The following is a 23,653-nucleotide window of genomic DNA, read 5'->3' as shown; positions in this document are numbered from 1 at the left end:
TACTAGCCATATTCGGAACTCAACTAATAGAAGCTAAGTAGCGCTTTTCAACTTCAGTCCAATTAATTACATTATAAAAAGCAGCGATATACTCAGGGCGCTTATTTTGATATTTCAAGTAATAGGCATGTTCCCATACATCAAGTCCCAAAATAGGGATATTCCCTTGCATTAAAGGGCAATCTTGATTAGCGCTATTTTGTACAATCAGCTTTTCATCTGGAGTGACGCATAACCACGCCCAGCCACTACCAAATTGGCTAATTGCAGCGGCTGTAAATTCCTCTTTAAATTCATCAAAACCGCCGAGTTGCTCATTTATAGCTTGGGCCACAATACCTTCAGGTTTACCACCTCCTTGCAGGCTCATTACTTGCCAAAACAAACTGTGATTAAAGTGCCCACCTACGTGTTCTTGAACCGCTTTTTGCAATTGAGTGGGCAGCTTACTTATATTAATAAGTAACTCCTCAGCATTTACGTTGGCATATTCAGTGTTCTCTAATGCTGTATTAGCCTTATTTATGTAGGTTTGATGATGTAAAGTATGATGAATATACATTGTTTTACTGTCTATATGAGGCTCAAGCGCATCGTATTCATAATTAAGTGCTGGCAAGGTAAACGCCATAAATTACTCCTTTATTTTAATGTAGCAGGCTGTTTGTTGAGTCTTTAGAGCATAAGCAAAAATTCACTTGCTCAATCAGTTCTGGAAAAGAAGGATAACGCTGTGCAAATGCAATAAGTTCAGCAGAGGTTTTGAGGTAATGATGCTTACTCACTTTTTGTATATCGTAATGAGTATGCTTAATTAATGAAGAGAGTGTTAAGTGTACTTCGCATAACCATTTACATGCATTTTCAGGCTGTTGCATAGCAATATAGGTATCAGCTAAATTATGTGAAGCAACAACAAGTGCGGGTATACAATGCTCAATAGCATGAATGGCATTATTATTAATCTGAGCGTATAAAAACTGCTGAAGGAGATGATCTGCGAGTGTTTTGGCTAATAAGTATTTATCGCGTGCTTCGAGTAAAGCACCTTGTTCAAATGCATAATTACCTTGCATTATGTTCGACTGCCAAGGGCTTAATGCTTGTTCAAGATAGAGTAGATCTGGCTGGGGCTGTTTTTGACTTGAGATCATATAATCATCTGCACATTTAATTATTGAGTGTGTATTTAACTTACACACCCAACAACGCAAATGCAAATGATTTTCATTAACTATTTAGCGAAATCTAATAATTCCTGCCCTGTTAAGCGATATATAATCCATTCGTTTTGTGGCTTTGCACCAATGCTATTGTAAAAATCGATAGCGGGTTTATTCCAATCAAGGACCACCCATTCAAAACGGCCACAGTTATTACTAATCGCATTATTAGCTAAGTGCTTCATAATGGCTTTGCCTGCACCATTGCCACGACTATCAGGGCTTACATATAAATCTTCTAGGTACAGGCCATTTTTACCTAACCAGGTAGAGTAATTATAAAAATATACTGCAAAACCAATTGGCTCATCGCCTTCTAAACAAATTATGCTGTGCGCGGTTGATCCTTCGCTAAACAAAGTATCTAGAATTGCTTGTTCATCTGTTTTTACCGCATCAGGTTCTTTTTCGTATATGGCAAGTTCGGTAATAAAGTGCAAAATTGTTTTTGCGTCACTTGGTTTTGCATCACGTATTATAACGGGTTTACTCATTGTATTTTGACCTTAAATATACAGCTCTAATTTATCTTTTAAAATATCTAATTGAATAGGCTTACTCAAGTAATCATCCATTCCAGCAGTTATACAGCGCTCTTTATCGGAGTCCATTGCATTAGCAGTGATAGCAATAATTTTTATATTTTTGTGCTGCTCACCCGCGACCCCTTCGCGTATAGCTGCAGTTGCCCCAAAGCCATCCAAAACTGGCATTTGGCAATCCATAAGTACAAGCTTAAAGAATCCTGAATCATGCGCTTTTAATATATCAATTGCCAATTGACCATTCCCGGCAATCGTAACGTCACAATTAAGCTTTTTGAGCATTAATTTAGCCACCTGTTGGTTAATGGGATTATCTTCTACAAGTAGTATTTGGGCAGATTCCTGCACCTTTTCTTTTTTAAGTGACGAAATATAGCCTGACGTAACAAGTGGAAGTGTCTCGCCTGCATCATTACTCGTTATAACCGACAGTGCAGAAATTAAATCGGCAGTGGTCACAGGTTTAGGAAAATATGCCTGAAAGCCAGCGTCAGAATAACGCTGAGCGCCTTCCATACCAGCAATACTGGTCATCATTACAAGTGGCATTGATTTATAATGTGCATGTGCTTTTAGTGCTTTACAAAGCTCTATGCCGTCCATTCCTGGCATTTGCATATCAAGCACTGCAATATCGTACATACAATTTTTGCTTTCATATTGCTGCGCGCACATATCAAGTGCTTGATGTGCATCGCATGCAAGCGCAACCTTAGCGCCCCAATGCTCAAGCTGTTGTAAAATTACAATTCGATTTGTTTCGTTATCATCAACAACTAAAACCGTTAACTCTTTCATATTAATATTAGGAATATAACGCTCTTTTTGATCGCCAGGGGTCAGCATTATAGTGGCAGTAAAGGTACTTCCTTCGCCGGCTTCACTACTAAGAGAAATTGCCCCACCCATTAGCTCACAAAGCTGCTTACAAATAGCCAGCCCTAAGCCACTGCCCCCGTATTCACGCGTTGTTGATGCATCTACTTGAGAAAACGGAGTAAATAATTGCTGCTGTTTTTCTAAACTGATCCCTATACCTGAGTCTTTTATACTGACAATAAATTCTAAGCCTTGAGCCACTTTATTAATTTTCGCACTTACAACAACCTCGCCTTTACTCGTAAACTTAACGGCGTTACTTAGTAAATTAGTAAGTACTTGGCGAATTCGCCCAGGATCACCGCATAACTGCGAAGGCTCAAGTGCAACCAAATCCAAAATTATTTCAATCCCTTTGTCTTGAGCTGTAAATGCTTGCGCGGCAGCAACTTCACCAATTAAATCGCGGGCATTAAAGTTAATTTCTTCAAGCTCAATTTTACCCGCTTCGGCTTTAGAAAAGTCCAAAATATCGTTAATGACACCCAATAAAGAGTGTGCACTTGTTTTGGCTATATCGACTTTTGTTTCTATTGGTTTAGGAAGTGACTCTAATTGAACAAGCTCTAGCATACCGAGTACACCATTCATTGGCGTTCTTATTTCATGGCTCATAGTGGCTAAAAATTGGCTCTTAGCAATAGCTGCATCCTCTGCTTTTACAAGCGCAATTTTAAGCTCTTCACTAATTACTTTTCGTTTTTGAGAAACCAACGTACTGCCCACTAAAGTAGCTAATGATCGAAGATAGGTTTCTTCACTTTGCGTCCAATAGTGGTGCTCGCCAACAGTTTCAGCACATAAAACACCTAAATTACCATCGCCTGTTGCTATAACAGCATCAAGTATTGATTTAATATCGAGTGGTTTTGCATACGCTTCTATAAAATCAACAGTGGCCGGGTGAGTATAAACATCATCAATAGCCACTAAGTTTTGCTCATAAATGGCGTTATAATATGCAGGATAGTCTTTAGCAGTTAAAACAGCATCTGTATCTACAAACCCTTGCCCATCTATATATAAGCTATGACACGCCATTGCGTCTCGTTGTTCGTTAAAAATCCATACCGACGCACGTGCAATATTTAGCACTTCACACATAGATTTAACCGCTAGCTTTTTAACTTGCTCTACATCACTATTTTGTACTTCAGGTGCAACCGTAAGCGCGGCTAAGTTTTTGTTATATCTGTTGGCTTTTTCGCTTTCAAGTTCAAGGCGTTTATGTGCGTCAATACTTTGAAATGAGCCAAAAACACGCACACATTTACCACCTTTAAACTCTGTTTGCCCCATCGATTTAACCCAGCGTTCTTGCCCAGCATAGGTTAAAATAATAAGTTCAACACTCCAGCTTTCGCCTAATGTCACTGCGCATTCAAACAAAGTATTTATAGTATCTCGGTGCACTCCTGGTTTATAAAAATCAATTGCGGTATCTATGCTAGGCTCAAAACCCTCTGGTACTTCGTGGATAACTTTAACTTCATCAGACCAATAAAGCGTATGTGCTTCTAAGTCAATTTCCCATGCCCCAATCTGCCCTTGCTTACTCATTGACTCTAGCAAGCTTTGCTGACGATTTATTTTTAATTGCGTATTGTATCGCTCTGTAATATCTAAAATAAATCCATCTAAATACAAAACGTTACCAGTTTCATCGTAAATCGCTTGGCCTTTTTCATTTACCCAATGCAAAGAGCCATCGCGAGCTGTAATTCTATACTCAACAGACCATGACTGCTTAGCACTGGCACAGCGTAAAATTTCAGCTTTTATTTTTTTAGAATCGTCTTCGCATATTAAATCAAAAAAGCTTAGAGCATCATTGCCTATCAACTCATCAGGTGAATAGCCTGTTATCTCACTTGCTTGCTCACTCATATAAAGCGTGCTTAATTTATCATCAAATTTACACCGATAAATAATACCCGGTATATTTGATACCAAAGATGCAAATCTATCTCGGCTTCCTTGCAGTTCAAGTTCAGTTGCTTTTTTATCTGAGATATCTAAGTGAGTACCTATCATTCGCTTAGGCGAACCATCACTATTCCATTCAACCACTTTAGCTGTATCAAGCACCCACACCCAGTGGCCATTTTTATGCTTCATACGCGCTTCACTTTCGTAGTAATCTGTTTCGCCTGCAAAGTGCGCTTTTAGCTTTAAGTCTGATTCAATTAAATCCTCTGGGTGAATAAATTTATACCAAGTTTGTATTGTACAAGGCTCTATTTCGCTGAGTTTATACCCTATAATTTCAGCCCAACGGTTATTTAAAACAGCTACGTTAGTATCAATATACCAATCCCAAATACCTACAGCAGTTGTATCTATCACTAACTGCAACTGTGTTTTATGCTGCTCAAGTTCTAGTTCTTGCAGTTTAAGAAATGTCATATCGGTACGAATAGCAATATAGCTTTGCGGTTTACCGCTTTCATCTAAAAATGGCGCAATGGTCGTATCTACCCAATAAAAACCACCATGCTTCGCTTTATTGCATATTTGCCCGTTCCATACATCTCCGCGTTTAAGCGTTTGATACATATTTTTAAAAAATTCTTTTTCGTGCTTTCCTGAATTTAAAATACGGTGGTTTTGACCTATTAATTCATGCTCATCATAGCCACTAATTTCACAAAATTTCTTATTTACAAAAGTAATGGTGCCATGCAAATCAGTTACTGCAACAATGGCATGTTCATCTAATGCGCTTTTTTGTTCAGCTAATTGTTTTAATGCAATTTGAAGCGCAGAGCGTTGTTTTTGCAGTATGCTTTGCTGTTCTGCTTTTACGGCCACTAACTTACGCAGGCCTAATGAAAGCTGATTAAACTCTATGCTGTCGTTTATTATTGGCACTTTAACCACATCACCTTTGGTAATGTTTTCAACAATTTTAGCTAAGTTAATTAAAGGACGAGAAAGCCGACGACCAAACCACCACGACGACGTTAATATAAGTAGTAATGCCCCCATATTTGTTAATATAGCGAGCTGCTTATAATAATTAGATCCTTGCAATGCAACGTCTTTTGGTTTTGATACAAGTAATTGCCAACCAGATTCATTTAAAAACTCTAAAGAATTAATATACCCATATAAAGTGGCTTCATCTTTATTACTATAAGAAAAAACACGTTGTGTTGGTGAGCCATTCTGAGAGAAAAATAGTGGTTGGGCATCGTTTGTATTATTACTTTTTTGAATTTTATTATTGTGCATAACATAAAATGTTATGTCTTTATTAGCTGTGTGTATTTTACTTAGATTATTCAATAAGCCGTTTAAATTTATATCTGCGAGCAATATGGTTTGTAACTTATTTTCGTCATTTAATACCGGTAAACCAATAATATGATACTCACGCCCTGAGACAGTCATTGACTGAAATTGAATTTCTCCTGTATTTTTAATACCAGAACGAATGTCGTTAAAACGTTGGTCTTTAATAACATTAAAAAAGGGGGATTTAGGGAGTGAATTAACGAGGTCTACATCAATAAGCTCTACATTATTAACAAAGTCGTACTGCTCAACAAATTGACTGATTAATTTTTGCTTTTTAGCAGGGCTAATATCAAGCTGTGTCCTAAGCAAATATAGGTCTGTAACATGGTCCGCAAACCAAATATCAGCAAATTGCTTACCTATATTATTTAGCTCGTTTAGTTCAGTGTCTGCATTTTGTTTAAGGGTGCGATTTACGTGTTCAAGACTAAACCAAGTAAGTATACAAAGTGGCCCTAAGGCTATAATTATAAAGGTTATAATTAACTTACTTCGAACAGATTGTCCTTTACCTGTTAATTCACCAAAGTTTAAACCTTTGTCCATGCTTAATACCCAGCAGCTTTTAATCATTTAATATTACTTACATTAATGCACTAAATATATAAAGACGCAAGTTTTGAGCTGTAAACTCCTTAAAAAATCGACATTTAGCGTTACAATCTTAAATTCGCGCATTCAAAAAAAGTACGTCTTTATTACTAACTTACAATTGCGTTCATTTTCACTATAACTCCTGTAGCTGTTTTAAATCACCCATGATATAAGCAATATTAAATCAAAGCATTTGAGAGCATTATGGCGCACGATCACTCACATAGTCATGTAGACGAAAACCAAAGCAATAAACAACTCACCGTTGCTGTGGTTATTAATGTATTGCTAACCGTAGCCCAAGTTATTGGCGGGATATTTTCGGGCAGTTTGTCACTTATAGCCGATGCCCTTCATAATTTAAGTGATGCTGCCGCTATATTTATAGCCTTGGTTGCACGTAAAGTTGGTAATAAACCTGCTGACGGCACTCATCACTTTGGCTATAAACGCGCAGAAATACTCGCCACACTTTTTAATAGCAGTACATTAATATTAATTGGCGTGTATTTAATTTTTGAAGCCATTTCGAGCTATTTAAACCCTCAACCAATTAATGGCTGGATAGTTGTGTGGGTGGCAGCAATAGCATTGGTAATCGATTTAGCAACCGCATTTTTAACCTACCGAGCAGGTGCAAATCACAGCATAAATATAAAGGCGGCTTTTATCCATAACGTATCTGATGCAATGGCGTCTATTGTGGTAATTATTGCGGGCACCTTAATTATTTTATACCAATGGTACATTGTCGATTTAATTGCCACTGTACTTATTTCTATCTATGTAATTTATCATGGCATTTTACTATTAAAGCAAAGCTGCAAAATTTTAATGCAAGCAGCACCCAATAACATCGACACACATGCTATATCACATGCTATTGGTAGTGAATTTAATATCGAGTCTGTAACCAGTATTAAGCTTTGGCAACTAGACGATAAAGAAAACTACTGCGAGCTTGTTATTAGCACTCAGCAAGCAATTGATTTGCCAACCTTAAAAAGCTTTTTACACGACAATTTTAATATCGAAAACTGCATAATAGAAATCCAACCAAATACACAACTATTTAATTGAAAACAGCTCGTATTATCATTTACAATGTTGCCATTAACTCATAATGAGATACCGTTTTTGAAACTTTGGTTACGTAGAATTCATTTAGGCCTTGCCCTTATTAGCGGACTATTTTTATTAATAGTGAGCTTAACCGGTGCTGTTATGATTTATGCAAAAGACATACAGCACTTAATAGAACCCGCAAAATGGCAAGTAACACCACAAGCAAATTTAATGCCTTACGATGAGCTTATACAAAATGTACAAGCTCAAACTAAGCAAAAAATCACCTTTTTTATGCCCGAGCAAGCACCAGAAACAGCATGGCAATTTAGGTTAGCTAATAAATACTACGCCAGTGTTGATCCCTACTCAGGGAGAGTGCTAAACGTCTATGAATCAACCGATACGATTTATGGGTTTGCTATGGGATTACATCGTTGGCTGTTGTTTGAAGACAGTGAGGGTGAAAAAACCTTTAGAAATTGGATGTCGGTGTGTGCATTGCTACTTTTAATAAATGTATTACTCGGCTTTTATTTATGGGTAAAACCTAAAAACAGAATTAAGCGTTTAGCTATAAAACCAAAAGCCAAATTTAGAGTGCTCATGTATCAATTACATACCGTACTGGGTGTTTACTTTTTTATACCGCTGGTACTTATTGCCTTCACTGGCATGGCATTTAATTGGAAAACACAAACTCAATCGGTATTAGAATTTGTAACGTTTAATAAAGTAGAACAAAGGCCTAAAGCACCGAAAATAATACAGCCCTCTCAGGCTACTTTAGACTATAACAAAGCAATTAAAAATGCAGAGAACGTATTTCCAGATGGCAAAGTATATAGAATTTATTTACCTAAAAAAGCCGACGAAGCAATAGCACTGAGAATGCAAAACCCTGGCGAAAGCCACGCTTACAGTTGGGTGTGGACCAACCCATTTACTGGTAAAGTATTAAACTCATTTGACGCCAGTAAAACTAACTTCACAACACAAGCATGGAACTTTAAGTATAAGTTTCACATTGGTGATTTTGCAGGTCCTATAGTGCAGTTTTTATGGTTATTAATAGCCCTTTCACTCGCGTTTTTTATTGTAAGCGGTGTGTATTTTTGGTTAAAACGCCATAAATGGAAATAAATCTCATTAACACTTGCGTCATTAGTTGATAATAATTACCATTACGGAAATTATTATCAACTAAGACACCCCATGTTAAAAACTTCGCTTTGCCTTATTGCTGTTGCAATAAGTGCTAACACGTTAGCAAATGAAAATAATAAAAATGAATACACTTCTGATCAGTTAGAGCACGTGATTGTATCTGGCAGCCGCATATCAGAAAGCATAGACGAAGTACCCGCCTCTATTACCGTTATTAATCAGCAACAAATACAACAGCATTTAAAAGTAAGTTCAGAACTAAGTAGTTTACTCGCGCAAATGGTTCCTGGCCTTGCCCCAGATACTGGCAGTTCAAGCAATTCTGGGCAAACACTACGCGGCCGTGCGCCTTTAATAATGATTGATGGTGTACCGCAATCAACCCCTCTTCGTAATGGTTCTTTAGGCGTAAAAACGCTTGATGCAAGTGCCATAGCGCGCATTGAAGTCATAAAAGGCGCAACGTCTATTTATGGTAATGGTGCCTCAGGTGGCATTATTAACTACATAACAAAACAGGCTCGCAGTGATGGTAAGCCTGAAGGCGAAATAAGTATTTCAAGTCGCTTTAGTGCGGTTAAATTAGCAGAAAGTGGCGGCGGTAGAATATCGGCAGCGGTAAACGGTAAGCTCGATAAACTAAGCTATCTGTTAACAGCAAGCTATGAAGAAAACGGCGTACAACGCGATGCAGAAGGCGATATTTTAGGTTTACAATATGGTTTATCCGACTCTGAAACTCAAAACTATTTTACCAAACTAACTTATGATTTTGACGACGAAAAGCAACTGCAGTTTAGCTATAACTTTTATAGTTCACAGCAAAAAACTGATTTAGGCGATGTTACTGGCGATGTCAATATAGGGGAAAAAACATACGCTATACACGTCCCCTTAGCGCTTCAAAAACAAGGTAAACCGCAAGGCCCAGAAGGCAACGAAAATATAACCCTAAAATATGTTGATTACGCGTTGTTTGAAAACACACAAATGACCCTCGATCTGTATAAACAAAATATAGAAAACGTGTTCTTTTTCTCAACCGCTTTAGCCAATCTTGATGAAGGTTATAGCGGTGGTCAATCGGTTATTAAGTCAGATAAACAAGGGGCAAGAGCCACATTTAACAGCCAGTTTGATTTTGAAAACGTAACCGCTACTTTAATTTATGGAATTGATGCTTTAAACGATAAAACATCGCAACCTTTAGTGGATGGTCGTGTTTGGGTGCCAGAAATGGACATGGAAAGTGTTGCTGGCTTTTTACAAACCAAATGGGTAATAAACGACAACATTATTGTAAAAGCGGGTGTAAGAAACGAAAGCATTGATTTGAGCGTAAGTGATTATCAAACACTAAAGCTGTGCAGAACCGCATCACAATGTTCAGTGCCATTAAGTGTTCGTGGCGACACCATTAATTACGATGCAACAACCTATAATGCAGGCATTAAATATAATTTAACAGATACCTTTAGCCCGTTCTTTAGCTACTCACAAGGCTCTGACATTTCTGATATTGGTCGCTTACTTCGCGCAGCGACCGTTGACGATATTGCGCTAATTCAAACACAAGCTTCAATAATCGATAATTACGAAGTTGGTTTTACCTCACAGTTTGAAAACGTGCGTTTTGAATTTGCACTTTACAGAAGTACCTCAGAGCTTGGTACAAGTAATGAGTATAATGAAGTAACGGGTGTTTACGAACCTGTACGTGCACCACAAGAAATATGGGGTTACGAAGGGTTAGTTAACTACACTATTACCCAAGACCTTAAATTAAGTGCCACATACAGTTACGTAGAAGGTAAAAACACCGAAGCTGATGACTATCTAGGCGCAAGCCAAATTAGCCCACCTAAAGCCACTGCTAATTTAACATGGCAAACAAATGACGAACTATCACTTGCTATGAGCTTTTTATATGTAGGCGACAGAAAGCGTTTTGATAAAAATGCGCAAAGCCAATACTCTGGCGATCAGGGCCCTGTTAGTAGCTACAATACATTTAACTTAAGTGGCCTATACAATGTTAACACTCAATGGAGTGGGTATTTTGGAATAGAAAACCTATTCAATAGTGATTACTACCCTGCCCGCGCACAGGCTTACACCTACGGTGGATATAACATTAAAGGCTTAGGCACAACCGCAACGCTGGGTGCTAAATATCAATTTTAACAAATAAACACACGTTATAGGCATGCCCTGCATGCCTATATGCTTAACAAATCCCGCATAAATAAACGTCTCAATTTTTATCTAGCAGTCATGATCTTGTATTAGATGCTAATACAAATAAAAAACTGTCCATAAACCAAGCAGTAACGCAAACTTAAATAAGAATCAAAACCAATAGTAACACAATGATTTTTATAGAGAAAACTTGCAATGTAGGCTATTTGTACTACACTGCATACAATTGAAATAGTTAAGGCGATTTATCATGAAAGGTAATCAAAAAGTAATCGATGCGTTTAATACATTGTTAGCTAACGAATTAGCAGCAATCGATCAGTATTTTATACACTCGCGCATGTATGACGACTGGGGTTTAAACAAGCTATACGAGCGCCTTAACCACGAAATGGAAGAAGAAAAAGATCACGCAGACTGGCTTATTAAGCGCATCTTGTTTTTAGAAGGTGTACCAAATATGACTAAGCGCCGTGATTTACTTATCGGTAACGATGTAAAAAGCATGATGCAAAACGATTTAACACTAGAGCTTGAAGTAGTTGCGTGTGTTAAAGATGTAATCGCAATATGTGAAGAACAACAAGATTATCAATCTCGTAGCATTTTAGAAAAACTGTTATTTGATACCGAAGAAGACCATGTTTACTGGTTAGAGCAGCAACTTGGCTTAATTGATAAGATTGGTTCTGAAAACTATCATCAAGCACAAATGGCTTAGTAGGAGCATATTATGAAAGGCGATAAAGACGTTATTGCAGCGCTTAATAAAGTACTCGCTAATGAGCTTGTTGGTATTAACCAATACTTTTTACATGCACGCATGTTTAAAGATTTTGGTTTCACTCAACTAGACAAAGCAGATTACAAAGTATCAATTCAAAAAATGAAAAATGCTGATCGTTTAATCGAACGTATTTTGTTTTTAGAAGGCTTACCAAATCTTCAAGACTTAGGCCGATTACGTATTGGTGAAAACAGCGAAGAAATGATTGCAGCTAATATGAGTTTTGAACTTGATACTATTTGCGAGTTGCAAAGCGCAGTAAAACTGGCTGAAAGCAAAAAAGATTACATTACCCGCGAAGCCCTTGATCACATTTTAAATGAGCAAGAAGAGCAAATTGACTGGTTAGAAACTCAACAATTGCTTATTAAAAATACGGGTATTAAAAACTACTTGCAGTCTCAACTGTAAATAGTAACAAGCATAAAAAAAGCAGCTAAAAAGCTGCTTTTTTTATATCTAAATTTTATATGTAATTAAGCAACTTGATCCGTTACATCCGCAATTTGAATAAGTCTGCGATTAAGGATCTTTTTAGTACAACCACAACACTTACCGCATTGGCTGCCTACTTTAAGCTCTTTAGTTAATTCACGCATGGTCGTTGCACCATCGTCAATTGTTTGCTCAATTTTTTTATCAGTCACACCGTGACATAGACAAATATACATGAATACAAACCACTCTCAATTTCATTTAGTAGGTGCATACTAATCTAAACAGAAATGGTTATCAATTGTTATTTGAAAAAATGTGTATTTTTTGATTTTTTTTTGGCCAGCGCCACTTAAATTGAGAATTCGCGGCAACTTGAGAATAGTTTAAGTGTTAAGCAAGGTGTGGCACACAGATTGAGATTTATTAATTAGAGCTCACTTAAAATGTGAGTAAAATTAGGTTTAGTTGAATGGTTGAAAGTTAATTACATTAAGGCTTTAAAAACCTTAATGTATAAATACGGAATTTATGGATGGGTGATTTCCGGTTTGTGCCAGTGTAGGTCGGATAAGCGAAGCGCCATCCGACACAGTAAAATACCTTGTCGCTTATTATCAACATCTTATGTTGTCGAGTGGCCGGAGATGGATGGTCGCAACCTTAGACTCTTATAAGCAGTATATTAGTCAGTGTTAGTAAATTTTGCATAATTAGTAGTGATTTTCGTTCCTTTTTCAGTTTTTGTTATTATTGCTTTTTCAATAAAAACAACTGAGTTACCCAAATAGATCCTTACACTACCACTGGCTATTTCCGGTGTAGCCGTTTCCCACTTTGAATCAACTAACACTTCATAAGTAAGAGTTTTTGGCAAGAAAATCTCTACATTATTACTGTAAACTCGATAATCATTATTTTTAGATGTTGTAACTTTATCTGAGTGTATCTTAATATCTGATGCCATTGTAGATGGCACTAGAAATAAAACACTACTGAAAATGGCTGCAATCATTGAAGATAGCATTGCTATTTTGGATTTAGAGTGATTTTTCTTTAATGGGATTTCAGGCTGGAATAACTTAGTAACATCTAACTCAAAACAGGAAGCTAATGCTTTAACAGTTTCCAATGAACCTGAACCATTATTTTCTACTCTTTGAATGGTTCTTAAACTTACAGCACTAACATCAGCTAAATGTTGCTGACTCCAAGCTCTAACTTTACGTTCTTCTATAATTTTTTTAGCGTTTAGTTTCATTTCCATTTGTATTTCTCACATGAATATATTGAAGCTATATCCTGTTCAAAAACTCCTTTTTTGTATACGACACATTTGCGTCACCTTAACGACAGGTCAATGCCATACTGCTAACAGCTTTATCAGAGGACACTTCCCTATTTTAGCGCGAAGACATCCTTATTTTGTGAACTTATATTAATAGCAAATACTATAAGTTATTGCCAGCTACAAATATTATTCTTACTGTAGCTTATATAAATATGTAAAAAGGAGATAGTTTCCTTTTATTCTTACTAAGTTAATGACAACTCACCTGAGTGACGGCTTATAGCTCTTTCCTGACTATCAACTAATTGCCAAAAGCTAACTTTATTACTCCCGAATAAATTAACTATGTTCTATTCTTAATATTTACCGCTTAAAAGTTTTGTGGAATAATGCCCACCTCTTAGGGGAGTAGCCCGCTCAGTAATGAGTAAACTTATCAACATAATTGCACCTCAGTGCATGGTAAGTTTGTAATGTTGTAGCAAGCGTTATCGGCGAGACCTAGGTAGACACTATCCTCATGGCGGGAGATAGTTGTTTGCCTTGGTTTAGTATTCCCGCCTGTAAGAATCAATAATGGAAGTTTTTTTAACCTCAACCGTCACTGTCACACTTGCCGAAATAGGCGATAAAACTCAGCTTTTATCACTCCTATTAGCAGCCCGTTTTCGTAATAAAAGCGCGCTTATTCTTGGTATTTTAGCCGCAACCTTACTGAATCATGGCCTATCAGCGTGGTTTGGTCAGTGGTTAAGTAATAGTTTTTCTTCTGAGTATTTACCTTGGCTTGTAAACATCAGCTTTATTGTTGTTGGCCTTTGGCTATTAGTTCCAGACAAAGACGAAGCTGTAAGTAGTAAATACGATAGCTACGGGGCTTTTTTAGTCGCTTTTGTATTATTTTTTATTGCAGAAATTGGTGATAAAACACAAATAGCGACGGTGTTATTAGGCGCGCAATATCAGTCTGTGTTTTGGGTAACGGTAGGAACCACATTAGGTATGCTAATTGCTAACGTACCTGTTATATACGCTGGTAATGCATTACTAAAAAAAATATCTCTAAACACCGTACGTGCTATTGCTGCTTGTGTGTTTGTGTTATTGGGTATTTATGGGTTAGTGACAATTTAATCAATATTAAAGCTCGCAGCTGTTGATTTAAGTGCGAGCTTTAGTTTTTCCTGCACGTTATTTATGCATTATTTACACAGTAACATCCCTTGGTTTGTGTAATTAAGAGGTTTGAGTTAAAACCTGCGGCTAGATTAGTGACCACAGTTTCAACAAAACCACTTCCCTGAGCACACGCTAATCCTTCAGAGAGCGGCCCAGCATAAACAAACTCACCGTTTTTATTAATAATAACGGCGGCAGGCGTTGCCGGAATAACGTGTTTAAGCTTTGGTGTTAATTCAACTTGTACAACCTTCATAGCTTTATTGGCAGCAAAAGAGGTTAACGATGAAATATGCGGTTTAGCCTGTATAGTACACCCGCAGTTTTTTTCTGTTATGAGTACTAACGTCGGCTCACCAGTGTCATCCCAATCCAATTGCTTTTTAAAGTTACTAAACCACTGCTTTTGCAATAAAACTTTTGAGCTATCAAATGGTTTAAGCTGCTCTAATTGAAAATAAATTAACCCTGCAACAACGCAAATTAGCCATGCAGATATGAGCAAAAATACGAAAGTGTTAGATTTATTTAAACTTGGCAATGCTTTGCTCTAGTACATCTATACTTACATCTATTAGCTGCACTTTAGCGGTTAACTGCTGCACTATTTGCGTATCTTGGTATTGATTTTGTCGCATATTATCGGTACTACTTGCTATTAACTCAGTATTACCTGCTTGCTCAGCTACCACTTGTGCAACTGAGTCAGAGCTTGAAGACACAGCGGCTATTTGCTCGCTCATTGCTGAAATATTCTCTTTCATTGCGGTACTGATACTTGTTAAATCAACTACAAAATTTACACACTGACTCATTGATTGTGTTGACGTTTTACTATTATTAACTAGATCTTTGAGTGTTACGCCTATTTTGTCGGTGGTTGCTTTACTGTGGTTCGCCAACGATCTCACTTCAGATGCGACAACTGCAAAACCTCGTCCATGTTCACCTGCACGGGCAGCCTCAATAGCCGCATTTAAAGCAAGTAAATTTGTTTGCTCAGCGATACCCGATATTTCATTAAGAAGACCAGAAATAACCCCCCCAGCTGCAACTAAATGACTTATTTGCTCTTCTGTATGATTAAGTAACGTTAATAACTCTCTACTTTTCGAATCTGTTTGATGAACATCTTCTAATGCATTACTGACAGTTTTAGTAATATGGTCGACTTGACTCTTAAGCGCTTCACTTTCTTCTTCAACAAGCTTAAAGCCATGTGCAACTTGTGAGCCTGAATTTGCTATATCATCCGTTTGCTGTGTACGATGCACAGCTCCATCTGCAAGCTGGTCATGAACTTCGATAAGCTCTCGCGAGTTTTTTTGCAGTGATTCTGATTGCGCTTGAACTTGCTTAATAACATCAGATATATAGTCTAGCAATGTATTAAATCCAACCACAGCATCGCTTTTAGTATCATCAGCACGTAGGGAGAGTTTAATATTTTCAGGGTCTTCCATTATTTGCTCTGTCGCATAACTTAATGACAAGCCTGCACGGCGCTCGCGTTGCAATGTTTTAGCTATATAACCTGCAACTAGCACTTCAACAATCGCATATCCTGCATGTATAAGTACTGTAGTAAAAGCGAGTCTATCTGGATCAAATACATAGAAACCTGTATTTTGAGTTTGAAGATAATAAAAAGATAAATGATGAACAGCAACAAATATAATTGCCGTTATAAAAACACGCCACTGTACAAACATTATAAGTACAGCCATTAAAATGAATATCTCAAAGTGGACTTCTATTAGCCCGAATGTTTGTTGGATGTGCAAAAAGGAGAACATCATAATAGCGGCTGCAACTACGTGTGCGGTTACAGCGTTTTCTGGATGCGTTCTGAGTAACCAAATTGGGAGTAAGCAAAGTGGCAAACCAATAATAAAAGCTTGAGTTAACGTACCAAAATACAGACCAACACCAATAGACTCAATAAATAAAAGACTAAAAATAATGGTGAATAACCGAGCGACACTAGACATAAAACCCTTAAATATATTGTAGGTTACTAAACACACAGCATTATACGTAATAAAACTTAAACTAGAGCACTTATTCGAATAAAACTTCAAACTATTGAGACGGACTCAAATAGGCTTATTTTATTATAGGTAATATTTTTTTAAACGTTGGTGTTGCAGCTTGTTTTGTCCACTGAAAAATAACAATTTCAGCACATGAAATTACAGCCCCAGCTTGTCGTAACTGATCAATTGCTAGCCTTTTATGTTCAGGATTTCGAGAGCCGATAGCGTCTTGAATAATAATGACCTCAAAACCTCTTTGAATTAAATCTAAGCATGTTTGCAACACACAGACATGTGCTTCAGTGCCTACAACTACAATTTGTTTTTTTCCATAGATTTTTAATTGCTCTAAAAACCCAGGCTCTTCGCATGCACTAAAATGAGTTTTATGAAAATACGCGGCATCGGGCAACATATTTTTGATTTGCTGATTAGTTTCGCCTAAACCCTTCACATATTGCTCTGTTATTAAGACTGGTATATCGTGAATAATAGCAGCCTGCGATAACTGCAACGTACTTTTTAAAATATTCGGAAAATCTTTAATTGCAGGGGCGAGCAACTCTTGTAAGTCTACAATTAATAACATGCTATTTTTTACATCAATATTAGATAAAACCACTATACTCTCCTCATAAGTAGTAACTGTTATCTTTATAGATTAGCTCACTATTTGAAAATAAAACTTTTAACTGAACGTATATTATTTGTAATTAAATAATAAAAACTTATGCTATATTTACTATCTAGCTAAGTACCAATCTATCTACCCCTGAGAGTGTTTATAAGTGCGTTTGAGTAAATTTTTTTATCATATTATCATTATTTTTTTACTATGCATTCAAAGCACTTTTGCATCACAAAACTATGCTCAGCAATTACAACGTATTTCTACTGATGAAGGCCTCTCGCAAAGCTACGTTTTGCAATCACAAGAAGATGAAATTGGCTACATATGGATAGCAACCCAACAGGGTTTAAATCGCTTTGACGGATATCAAGTCAAAACCTTTGATGGTGGCTTTGGGTTAGATAAACACTATATTTATGCTTTATTTAAAGCCGAAGATGGAAAAATCATTGTCTCAACTGATCTTTCCGGTGCATATATAATAGATCCCCTCACTTTAAAAACCGAAAAAATCTATTCTGGTCAAATAGATAAAGAAGAAAAGATGTTTTCTCCAATCTCCGCAATGACTCAGCAACAAGATACTTTTTACTTTGCTATAGATGGCCAAGTATATACATTTGATGAGACGAGCAAACGCTTTACACTTAAGGTTACCCTCCCCAATAAAGGTGACTACATTAGGTCGTTAACGGTATATAAAAGTACTTTATATATTGGTACAAATAATGGATTATACACTGCAAATATAGATAGTTCAGAACTTGTAAAAATACCTCTTCATCCCCCAGAAAAAAATACGTTAGATAATGTAAACGTAAAATTTTTAAGTGTTGATAGTGAATTAGGACTACTTGTTGGGACTGTTGAAGGCATGTATCAATTAGCATTTGATAATAACAAAAATATATCTGCAGTAAATATCACAACGCTAATTCCTGATTATAATATATGGGATTATGCCAATACTGATTACGGCGAGTTTGTTGCAACAGAAAGTGGATTATTTAGTTATCACCGCGAAACCAAAGAGTTAGAATTCATATTAAATTATGAAAAAAGTAAGTTTAATATTAATGAAAACTCAATCAACGATCTAATGATTGATAAGTCAGGCGTGCTTTGGCTCGCATCGAGAACCCAAGGTGTATTTACTTGGCCAATTAATACTCGACGGTTTAAACACATCTCCTTACCTGGCAACAACACTATTCATTCAACCTATCAAGACAATAATAATATTATATGGTTGGGAACCGAAGATGGAATTGCACGCTTCGATAAAACAGCAAACAAAAGCGATATATATTTAAGCTCGACCGACTCAAAAGCAATATACGGGGCATCTGCCGTTTATGATATATTTGCTTCTTCAATTGGAGAAGATCAATACCTTTGGCTTGTTACTTTTAACGGGTTGAAACTTTTTGATAAACAAACGGGTAAAATTATTGAGAATAAAGACACTGATAATAATGTAATTAACCAACCCAATTTATTTGGTTTTGCTCAATTAGCCGCAGACAAATATGCATTTATGTCTGATGATAACTTTTATGTTTTTAATGAAACAACCGGAAAAACAAGAATTATTAAAGGGCTTAAAGAACAAGTCGATCCTTTATTTTCTTACGCCTTTTATAAACCCCTTAAAACTAACCCTGACGAATTTTTACTTGGTACATCAAAAAGCTTCCTTAGGTACAACGAAAAAACTCAAAAATTAACAACTATATTTCAGTCATTTAACCCTAAAAAAGATATTTTTTATACGGTAGAAAATTTTTACTTAGACTCAAAGCGAAATATTTTATGGTTAGCAACCACCCACGAAGGCTTACTTGGTGTTGACCCAATTACTTATGAAAGAAAGCACTATATAGGATTAAAAAATTCATTTAATACTGATTCTATTTACTCACTACTTCCCGATGAAAATGGTTTTTTATGGGTAAGTACCGACAATGGTTTGTATCAAATAAACCTAGATACACTCAATGTAATGAGTTATTCAGTAAAAGACGGTTTAAATATAAATCAATTTACACCGATAGCAGCAGCAACATTAAGCGATGGTCGTCTTATATTTGGTAGTAATGCGGGAGCACTACTTTTTGACCCTTTAGACTTTAACGAAAAAGAACAACTTAAAAAAAGTAACCTAGCTATTACTGATATCAGTCTTTTTACTAAAGAGCTCAATTATTACCCTAATAAATACCTTAGCCAACCGCTTGATCTCGATTATGAAGACATGGGATTGACCGTTAGCTTTTCTAACTTTTCTTACCCTAATGTTGATAAAGCATATTATAAAGTAATTCTTTCAGGGCCTACATCTCTTACATACGAAGACTTACAATCTAACCAAGTGTTTTTTACAAAGCTTCAACCTGGCAATTACTCACTAAAAATATCAGCGCATAATCGTGATGGCATTGTTACAAGCGAACCGACTACGCTTAATATCAATGTAGCCTACGCGCCATGGAAGTCGCCCTTTGCTATTGCCGCTTATATAGTTTTAATACTTGGGGTTTTGTTTTTTATTTTTTGGCAGTATCGAAGCCGCCAAGTTGCAATTGAACAGGCACATAGAGCCACTATCCATTCGCAAAAACAAACAGAGCTAGCCCTTAAAAATAATAAAAGCGGTGTTTGGAATTATCGCTTTAAAGATAACTCTGTAAATACACTCAGAGGAATTGAACTTGGTTATTCAGATTTACCTGAACGTGTACATATAAAACAATTTTTAGCACTTATACACCCCGATGATCAACGCCACTTTGAAAGTCAGTGGGTAAACTATTTCAAATACAAAAAGCATCAAAACTGGCAAGCAACTTATCGCTTACAGCACAAAGGTGGGCATTGGCTGTGGTATCAAGATACAGGGCAAGTTATATATGATCCTCAAACAAATGAGCCGTTATATGTTTCTGGCATATATACCAATATCACCGAGCAACGGGCTAATGAGCAACAAGCAAAAATTTTAGGTGAAGCGTTTAGTCAAATAAACGACTGGTTACTTATACTCGATGAACATTTAATGCCATTTTCAGCAAATAACAGTTTTATTGAAACATTTTCAAATGAACAAGCTGTGACTAAAATTAGTCCGAAGTTATTTATTAAGGCCATTGGTAAAAATAAATGTAGAGAATTTGCTCATATTCTAAAAAAATTAAAACCGACAGAAAGCTGGCAAAGTGATACTTATATAAAAACAGCGAGAAATGACGAACATCCAATACATATAAGTGCTACAGCTGTAACAAAAGATACTGCTAGTTACTACGTAGTTGTTATTACAGATTTAACCGAACAAAAACGTGCTGAAAACGAGCTGCGCTATTTAGCTAATTTTGATCCTCTAACGCATTTACCAAATCGTAGTTTAATGTATCAAAACATCGAAAAAGCGATTAGATATGCCGATGAAAATAATACACAATGTGCATTACTATTTATTGATTTAGATAAATTTAAACCTGTTAACGACTCTTTTGGTCACGCAGTGGGTGATAAACTGCTGTGTAATATTACACAAAGAGTAAGCGGTATGCTTTGCGAAAATGCCAAACTTGGCCGCCAAAGTGGTGATGAATTTTTAGTGCTCATTCAAAATATAGAATCGCTGCAATCTCTTCGCAATACAGTAAAGAAAATTAGCAATGAATTAGCTAATAAAGTCATTATTGAAGACTTCTCTATTAATATTTCAGCCAGCATTGGCGTCGCTTTATATCCATTCGATGCTGTAACCACCGATATACTCATTCGTAATGCCGATATTGCGATGATGCACGCTAAACAAGACGGGAGAAACGACTTTAAGTTTTTTAGCGATGAAATGAATGAGCTGATAAAACAAAAGCTACTGCTTGAAAATGATTTAAAAGATGCAGTTAAAGACAACCGATTTTTTAATCACTATCAACCTATTATCGATATAGAAGAAAAAACAATAAATGGTGTTGAGTTACTTATGCGCTGGGAGAATAAAGGTCAGTTAGTATCGCCAGCTCTCTTTATTCCTGTCGCAGAGGAAACCGGTTTAATAGAACTCCTTACTGAGCAAGCCTTGCACCGAGCACTTATTGAACTTGCCCCTATACTCAACGAAAACCCATTGTTTTATATATCTTTAAACTTATCGCCTAAGCACATATTAAAAACAAATATAACGCAGCGATTGCTGTACATATTAGCTGAATCTCAAGTACACCCAAAACAGTTAAGGCTTGAAATAACAGAGAGCATTTTATTAGAAGATAAACTTAAAGCAGCCAAACAACTACAAAACTTAAAAGCGGCTGGGTTTAAATTATTACTTGACGACTTTGGTACGGGCTACTCATCACTCACCTATTTGAGCCAATTCCCTATTAATGTTATTAAAATAGATCAAAGCTTTGTAAATAGTATTGGTGTAGATAAAGGGGATGAGTCGATTATTAAAACCATTTTTTCGCTAGCAAAAAACTTAGATCTTTACTGCATTGCAGAAGGAGTGGAAACACGCGAACAGATGGCATTTTTAGCTGAAGTTGGGTGCAATGTATTGCAGGGTTATTACTTTGCAAGACCAATGAATGCTAAAGACCTACGCAAAAGCGATTGTTTTAGCAATATCATTGATTTGATTTGAAGCGTTAAAAGCGTGCCTATCAACTCTGCACGCTTTTAATAGTAACTAACTTGTATTAATGGATGTGATGGCATTCGTGGCTTTCTATTTGTAATACACTATTGTGTACATTAAATTTTTCAGCTAACAGTTGTTCTACCTTCAAACGACATGCTTCATCATGTTTTTCAATAGTACAATGCTGTTTAAGTACGACGTGCGCTCCTACTACAACACCGTTGTATTTACGCGTTACTGTGACGTTGTGAACATTGTGAACATGCTCCATATCTGTAATTACACTTTCAATATCAGTAACCTTAGGGAGTTTTGCTTTATTTAAACGCAAACCTTTTATACAACGAATAATAACCTTAATACCGGTGAATAATACGAAAGAAGCGATTAACATGCTCGATAAAATATCGATAACAACCCAGCCCGTAAAATATATAAGAATGCCGGCAACAAATGTTGATACGGTTGAAATTAAATCAAAGAATGAATGTAAAAATACCGCGTAAACATTAATACTCGCTTTACGGCCTTTATATAAAACCCATGCAGCTGCACCATGAAACAAAAAGCCAATTGCCGCAATAACCGACATCAAATAACTATTAATCGCCAGCTCATTACCTTCATGTTGATGAATAAACCGTTCACCACCTTCGTATAGAATAACTAAGCTGATTGCTAAGTATAAAAAGCCATTTATTAGCCCACCTATGAGTTCAGCTCGTTGATGACCATCGTTGTAGGTTTTAGCAAAGTGTATAGCCAGACTTGACGCAATGAGTGCAATGAATAACGAGCTATTATGAACAAACAAATGCCCAGCATCAGCAAGTACAGCAAGCGAGTTAGAGTAATAAGCACCTATTACCTGAATTATCATAAATGAACACGTAATTGCTAGCGCAATAAGTAACCGACGACGCGAGGCTTGGTGTGTAGTGATTTCTGTCATGAAATGCTTGAATAACCTATACTTAAAATGCAAATAAGCCAATGATGGCTTAGAATGGAAAAGGGTAATGATATACAGTATCAATTATAATACGTACAGCCCTCAAACGCACTAAAAACTTAGTATAATCAAAAAAATTGTGCTAATAGTTAGTAAGTGAGAACAATAAAAATACAAATAGAAAAATAACAAAATTATGGCTTAAGTACATGGAGAGTTGAGTGGATAACAACGAAGCAGATCAAGCATGGCAAAATATGGAGTTACTGCCGTTTTGCGTTTTATTCTATGATAGCAATACGAATATATTTAGAGTTAATAGCCAAGCGCAGAGTCTATTTGACTTAAAAGAACAACCACATTTTAAAAAAGCTGATTTTTCACATATTACGTTAACCAATCATCATAGTAAAAAAGAGCTCTTAATCGAGGAACTCTTCATTGATTATTTTATGGCAAATAACCAATGCCAGTTTGTTTTATCAAAACAAGCATGTAAATTACTACTCAATGTAAAATTTGCAAAATTACCTAACTCAAACTCTATTATCATCATCGATATATTAAATAACAATGTAGATGAACAGTATGATTTCGATAATATCATTTCGAACATTTCAACTGACTTAATTGATACCTAAATTCGGATAATAAGTGCAATTTCTCAGATTAGATGGCCAGCTGTTATAATTCGGCCATTTTCTCGCCAAAGGAAA

General features: G+C 36.3%; 18 protein-coding genes and 1 riboswitch. Of the genes, 8 read left to right on the top strand and 10 right to left on the bottom strand.

Annotated features, from left to right (window positions below):
- Nucleotides 1–19: 19 nt before the first annotated feature.
- The 4 genes from GQR55_RS14490 to GQR55_RS14475 all read right to left on the bottom strand — a co-directional run bounded on the left by GQR55_RS14490 (nucleotide 20) and on the right by GQR55_RS14475 (nucleotide 6,493).
- Nucleotides 20–631: a superoxide dismutase gene (locus tag GQR55_RS14490; protein WP_165740466.1), complete on the bottom strand. Its 612-nt coding sequence runs from the start codon at nucleotides 629–631 to the stop codon at nucleotides 20–22.
- A 16-nt stretch (nucleotides 632–647) separates the two neighbouring features.
- Nucleotides 648–1,154 carry a hypothetical protein gene (locus GQR55_RS14485; protein WP_165728414.1) on the bottom strand — a complete coding sequence of 169 codons (507 nt, stop codon included), beginning with the start codon at nucleotides 1,152–1,154 and terminating at the stop codon, nucleotides 648–650.
- An 80-nt stretch (nucleotides 1,155–1,234) separates the two neighbouring features.
- On the bottom strand, nucleotides 1,235–1,717 hold the full coding sequence (locus GQR55_RS14480) for a GNAT family N-acetyltransferase (RefSeq protein WP_165740462.1): 483 nt from the start codon (nucleotides 1,715–1,717) through the stop codon (nucleotides 1,235–1,237).
- Nucleotides 1,718–1,729: 12 nt separating this feature from the next.
- Nucleotides 1,730–6,493 carry a PAS domain-containing protein gene (locus GQR55_RS14475; RefSeq protein WP_166421150.1) on the bottom strand — a complete coding sequence of 1,588 codons (4,764 nt, stop codon included), beginning with the start codon at nucleotides 6,491–6,493 and terminating at the stop codon, nucleotides 1,730–1,732.
- A gap of 252 nt (nucleotides 6,494–6,745) precedes the next feature.
- On the opposite strand from GQR55_RS14475, the gene GQR55_RS14470 reads away from it, so the two are divergent.
- The 5 genes from GQR55_RS14470 (at nucleotide 6,746) to bfr (GQR55_RS14450) (ending at nucleotide 12,170) form a co-directional block, all read left to right on the top strand.
- Nucleotides 6,746–7,621, top strand: coding sequence for a cation diffusion facilitator family transporter (locus GQR55_RS14470; RefSeq protein WP_166421149.1), 876 nt, complete (start codon nucleotides 6,746–6,748; stop codon nucleotides 7,619–7,621).
- Nucleotides 7,622–7,678: 57 nt separating this feature from the next.
- Nucleotides 7,679–8,749, top strand: coding sequence for a PepSY-associated TM helix domain-containing protein (locus tag GQR55_RS14465; RefSeq protein WP_166421148.1), 1,071 nt, complete (start codon nucleotides 7,679–7,681; stop codon nucleotides 8,747–8,749).
- Nucleotides 8,750–8,821: 72 nt separating this feature from the next.
- On the top strand, nucleotides 8,822–10,957 hold the full coding sequence (locus GQR55_RS14460) for a TonB-dependent receptor (RefSeq protein WP_166421147.1): 2,136 nt from the start codon (nucleotides 8,822–8,824) through the stop codon (nucleotides 10,955–10,957).
- A 265-nt stretch (nucleotides 10,958–11,222) separates the two neighbouring features.
- Complete coding sequence (bfr, locus tag GQR55_RS14455) at nucleotides 11,223–11,693, top strand: bacterioferritin (RefSeq protein WP_002958985.1); 471 nt, start codon at nucleotides 11,223–11,225, stop codon at nucleotides 11,691–11,693.
- A gap of 12 nt (nucleotides 11,694–11,705) precedes the next feature.
- Nucleotides 11,706–12,170 (top strand): bacterioferritin, encoded by a 465-nt coding sequence (gene bfr, locus GQR55_RS14450; RefSeq protein ID WP_166421146.1) that lies wholly within the window; start codon nucleotides 11,706–11,708, stop codon nucleotides 12,168–12,170.
- A gap of 65 nt (nucleotides 12,171–12,235) precedes the next feature.
- Here the strand turns inward: bfr (GQR55_RS14450) and GQR55_RS14445 are convergent, their stop codons facing one another.
- Nucleotides 12,236–12,430 (bottom strand): (2Fe-2S)-binding protein, encoded by a 195-nt coding sequence (locus GQR55_RS14445; RefSeq protein ID WP_002960627.1) that lies wholly within the window; start codon nucleotides 12,428–12,430, stop codon nucleotides 12,236–12,238.
- 449 nt (nucleotides 12,431–12,879) lie between these two features.
- Nucleotides 12,880–13,461, bottom strand: coding sequence for a helix-turn-helix transcriptional regulator (locus tag GQR55_RS14440; protein WP_166421145.1), 582 nt, complete (start codon nucleotides 13,459–13,461; stop codon nucleotides 12,880–12,882).
- A gap of 415 nt (nucleotides 13,462–13,876) precedes the next feature.
- Nucleotides 13,877–13,977, top strand: a riboswitch (yybP-ykoY riboswitch).
- A gap of 84 nt (nucleotides 13,978–14,061) precedes the next feature.
- Here GQR55_RS14440 and GQR55_RS14435 point away from each other — a divergent pair.
- Nucleotides 14,062–14,619 carry a TMEM165/GDT1 family protein gene (locus GQR55_RS14435; RefSeq protein ID WP_166421144.1) on the top strand — a complete coding sequence of 186 codons (558 nt, stop codon included), beginning with the start codon at nucleotides 14,062–14,064 and terminating at the stop codon, nucleotides 14,617–14,619.
- Nucleotides 14,620–14,680: 61 nt separating this feature from the next.
- Here GQR55_RS14435 and GQR55_RS14430 read toward each other — a convergent pair whose 3' ends face one another.
- The 3 genes from GQR55_RS14430 to GQR55_RS14420 form a co-directional block, all read right to left on the bottom strand.
- Nucleotides 14,681–15,205, bottom strand: a complete 525-nt coding sequence (locus GQR55_RS14430) for a DUF6436 domain-containing protein (RefSeq protein ID WP_166421143.1) — start codon at nucleotides 15,203–15,205, stop codon at nucleotides 14,681–14,683.
- Complete coding sequence (locus tag GQR55_RS14425) at nucleotides 15,189–16,655, bottom strand: methyl-accepting chemotaxis protein (RefSeq protein ID WP_166421142.1); 1,467 nt, start codon at nucleotides 16,653–16,655, stop codon at nucleotides 15,189–15,191. The genes GQR55_RS14430 and GQR55_RS14425 overlap by 17 nt, the downstream gene beginning before the upstream one ends.
- Before the next feature lie 115 nt (nucleotides 16,656–16,770).
- Complete coding sequence (locus GQR55_RS14420; protein ID WP_346774261.1) at nucleotides 16,771–17,322, bottom strand: hydrolase; 552 nt, start codon at nucleotides 17,320–17,322, stop codon at nucleotides 16,771–16,773.
- 166 nt (nucleotides 17,323–17,488) lie between these two features.
- Between GQR55_RS14420 and GQR55_RS14415 the strand changes: the two genes are divergently transcribed.
- The gene (locus GQR55_RS14415; RefSeq protein WP_166421141.1) at nucleotides 17,489–21,988 is read left to right on the top strand and encodes an EAL domain-containing protein; all 4,500 of its coding nucleotides are present in this window, start codon (nucleotides 17,489–17,491) and stop codon (nucleotides 21,986–21,988) included.
- Nucleotides 21,989–22,043: 55 nt separating this feature from the next.
- On the opposite strand, the gene GQR55_RS14410 is transcribed toward GQR55_RS14415, so the two are convergent.
- Nucleotides 22,044–22,937: a cation diffusion facilitator family transporter gene (locus GQR55_RS14410; RefSeq protein ID WP_166421140.1), complete on the bottom strand. Its 894-nt coding sequence runs from the start codon at nucleotides 22,935–22,937 to the stop codon at nucleotides 22,044–22,046.
- A 221-nt stretch (nucleotides 22,938–23,158) separates the two neighbouring features.
- On the opposite strand from GQR55_RS14410, the gene GQR55_RS14405 reads away from it, so the two are divergent.
- Complete coding sequence (locus GQR55_RS14405) at nucleotides 23,159–23,578, top strand: hypothetical protein (protein WP_240916865.1); 420 nt, start codon at nucleotides 23,159–23,161, stop codon at nucleotides 23,576–23,578.
- The last annotated feature ends 75 nt before the right edge of the window (nucleotides 23,579–23,653 follow it).

Origin of the sequence: Pseudoalteromonas sp. Z1A8, from assembly GCF_011378855.1 — a bacterium.
Taxonomy (GTDB): Bacteria; Pseudomonadota; Gammaproteobacteria; order Enterobacterales; family Alteromonadaceae; genus Pseudoalteromonas.
This window is presented reverse-complemented; position numbering and strand designations above follow the sequence as displayed.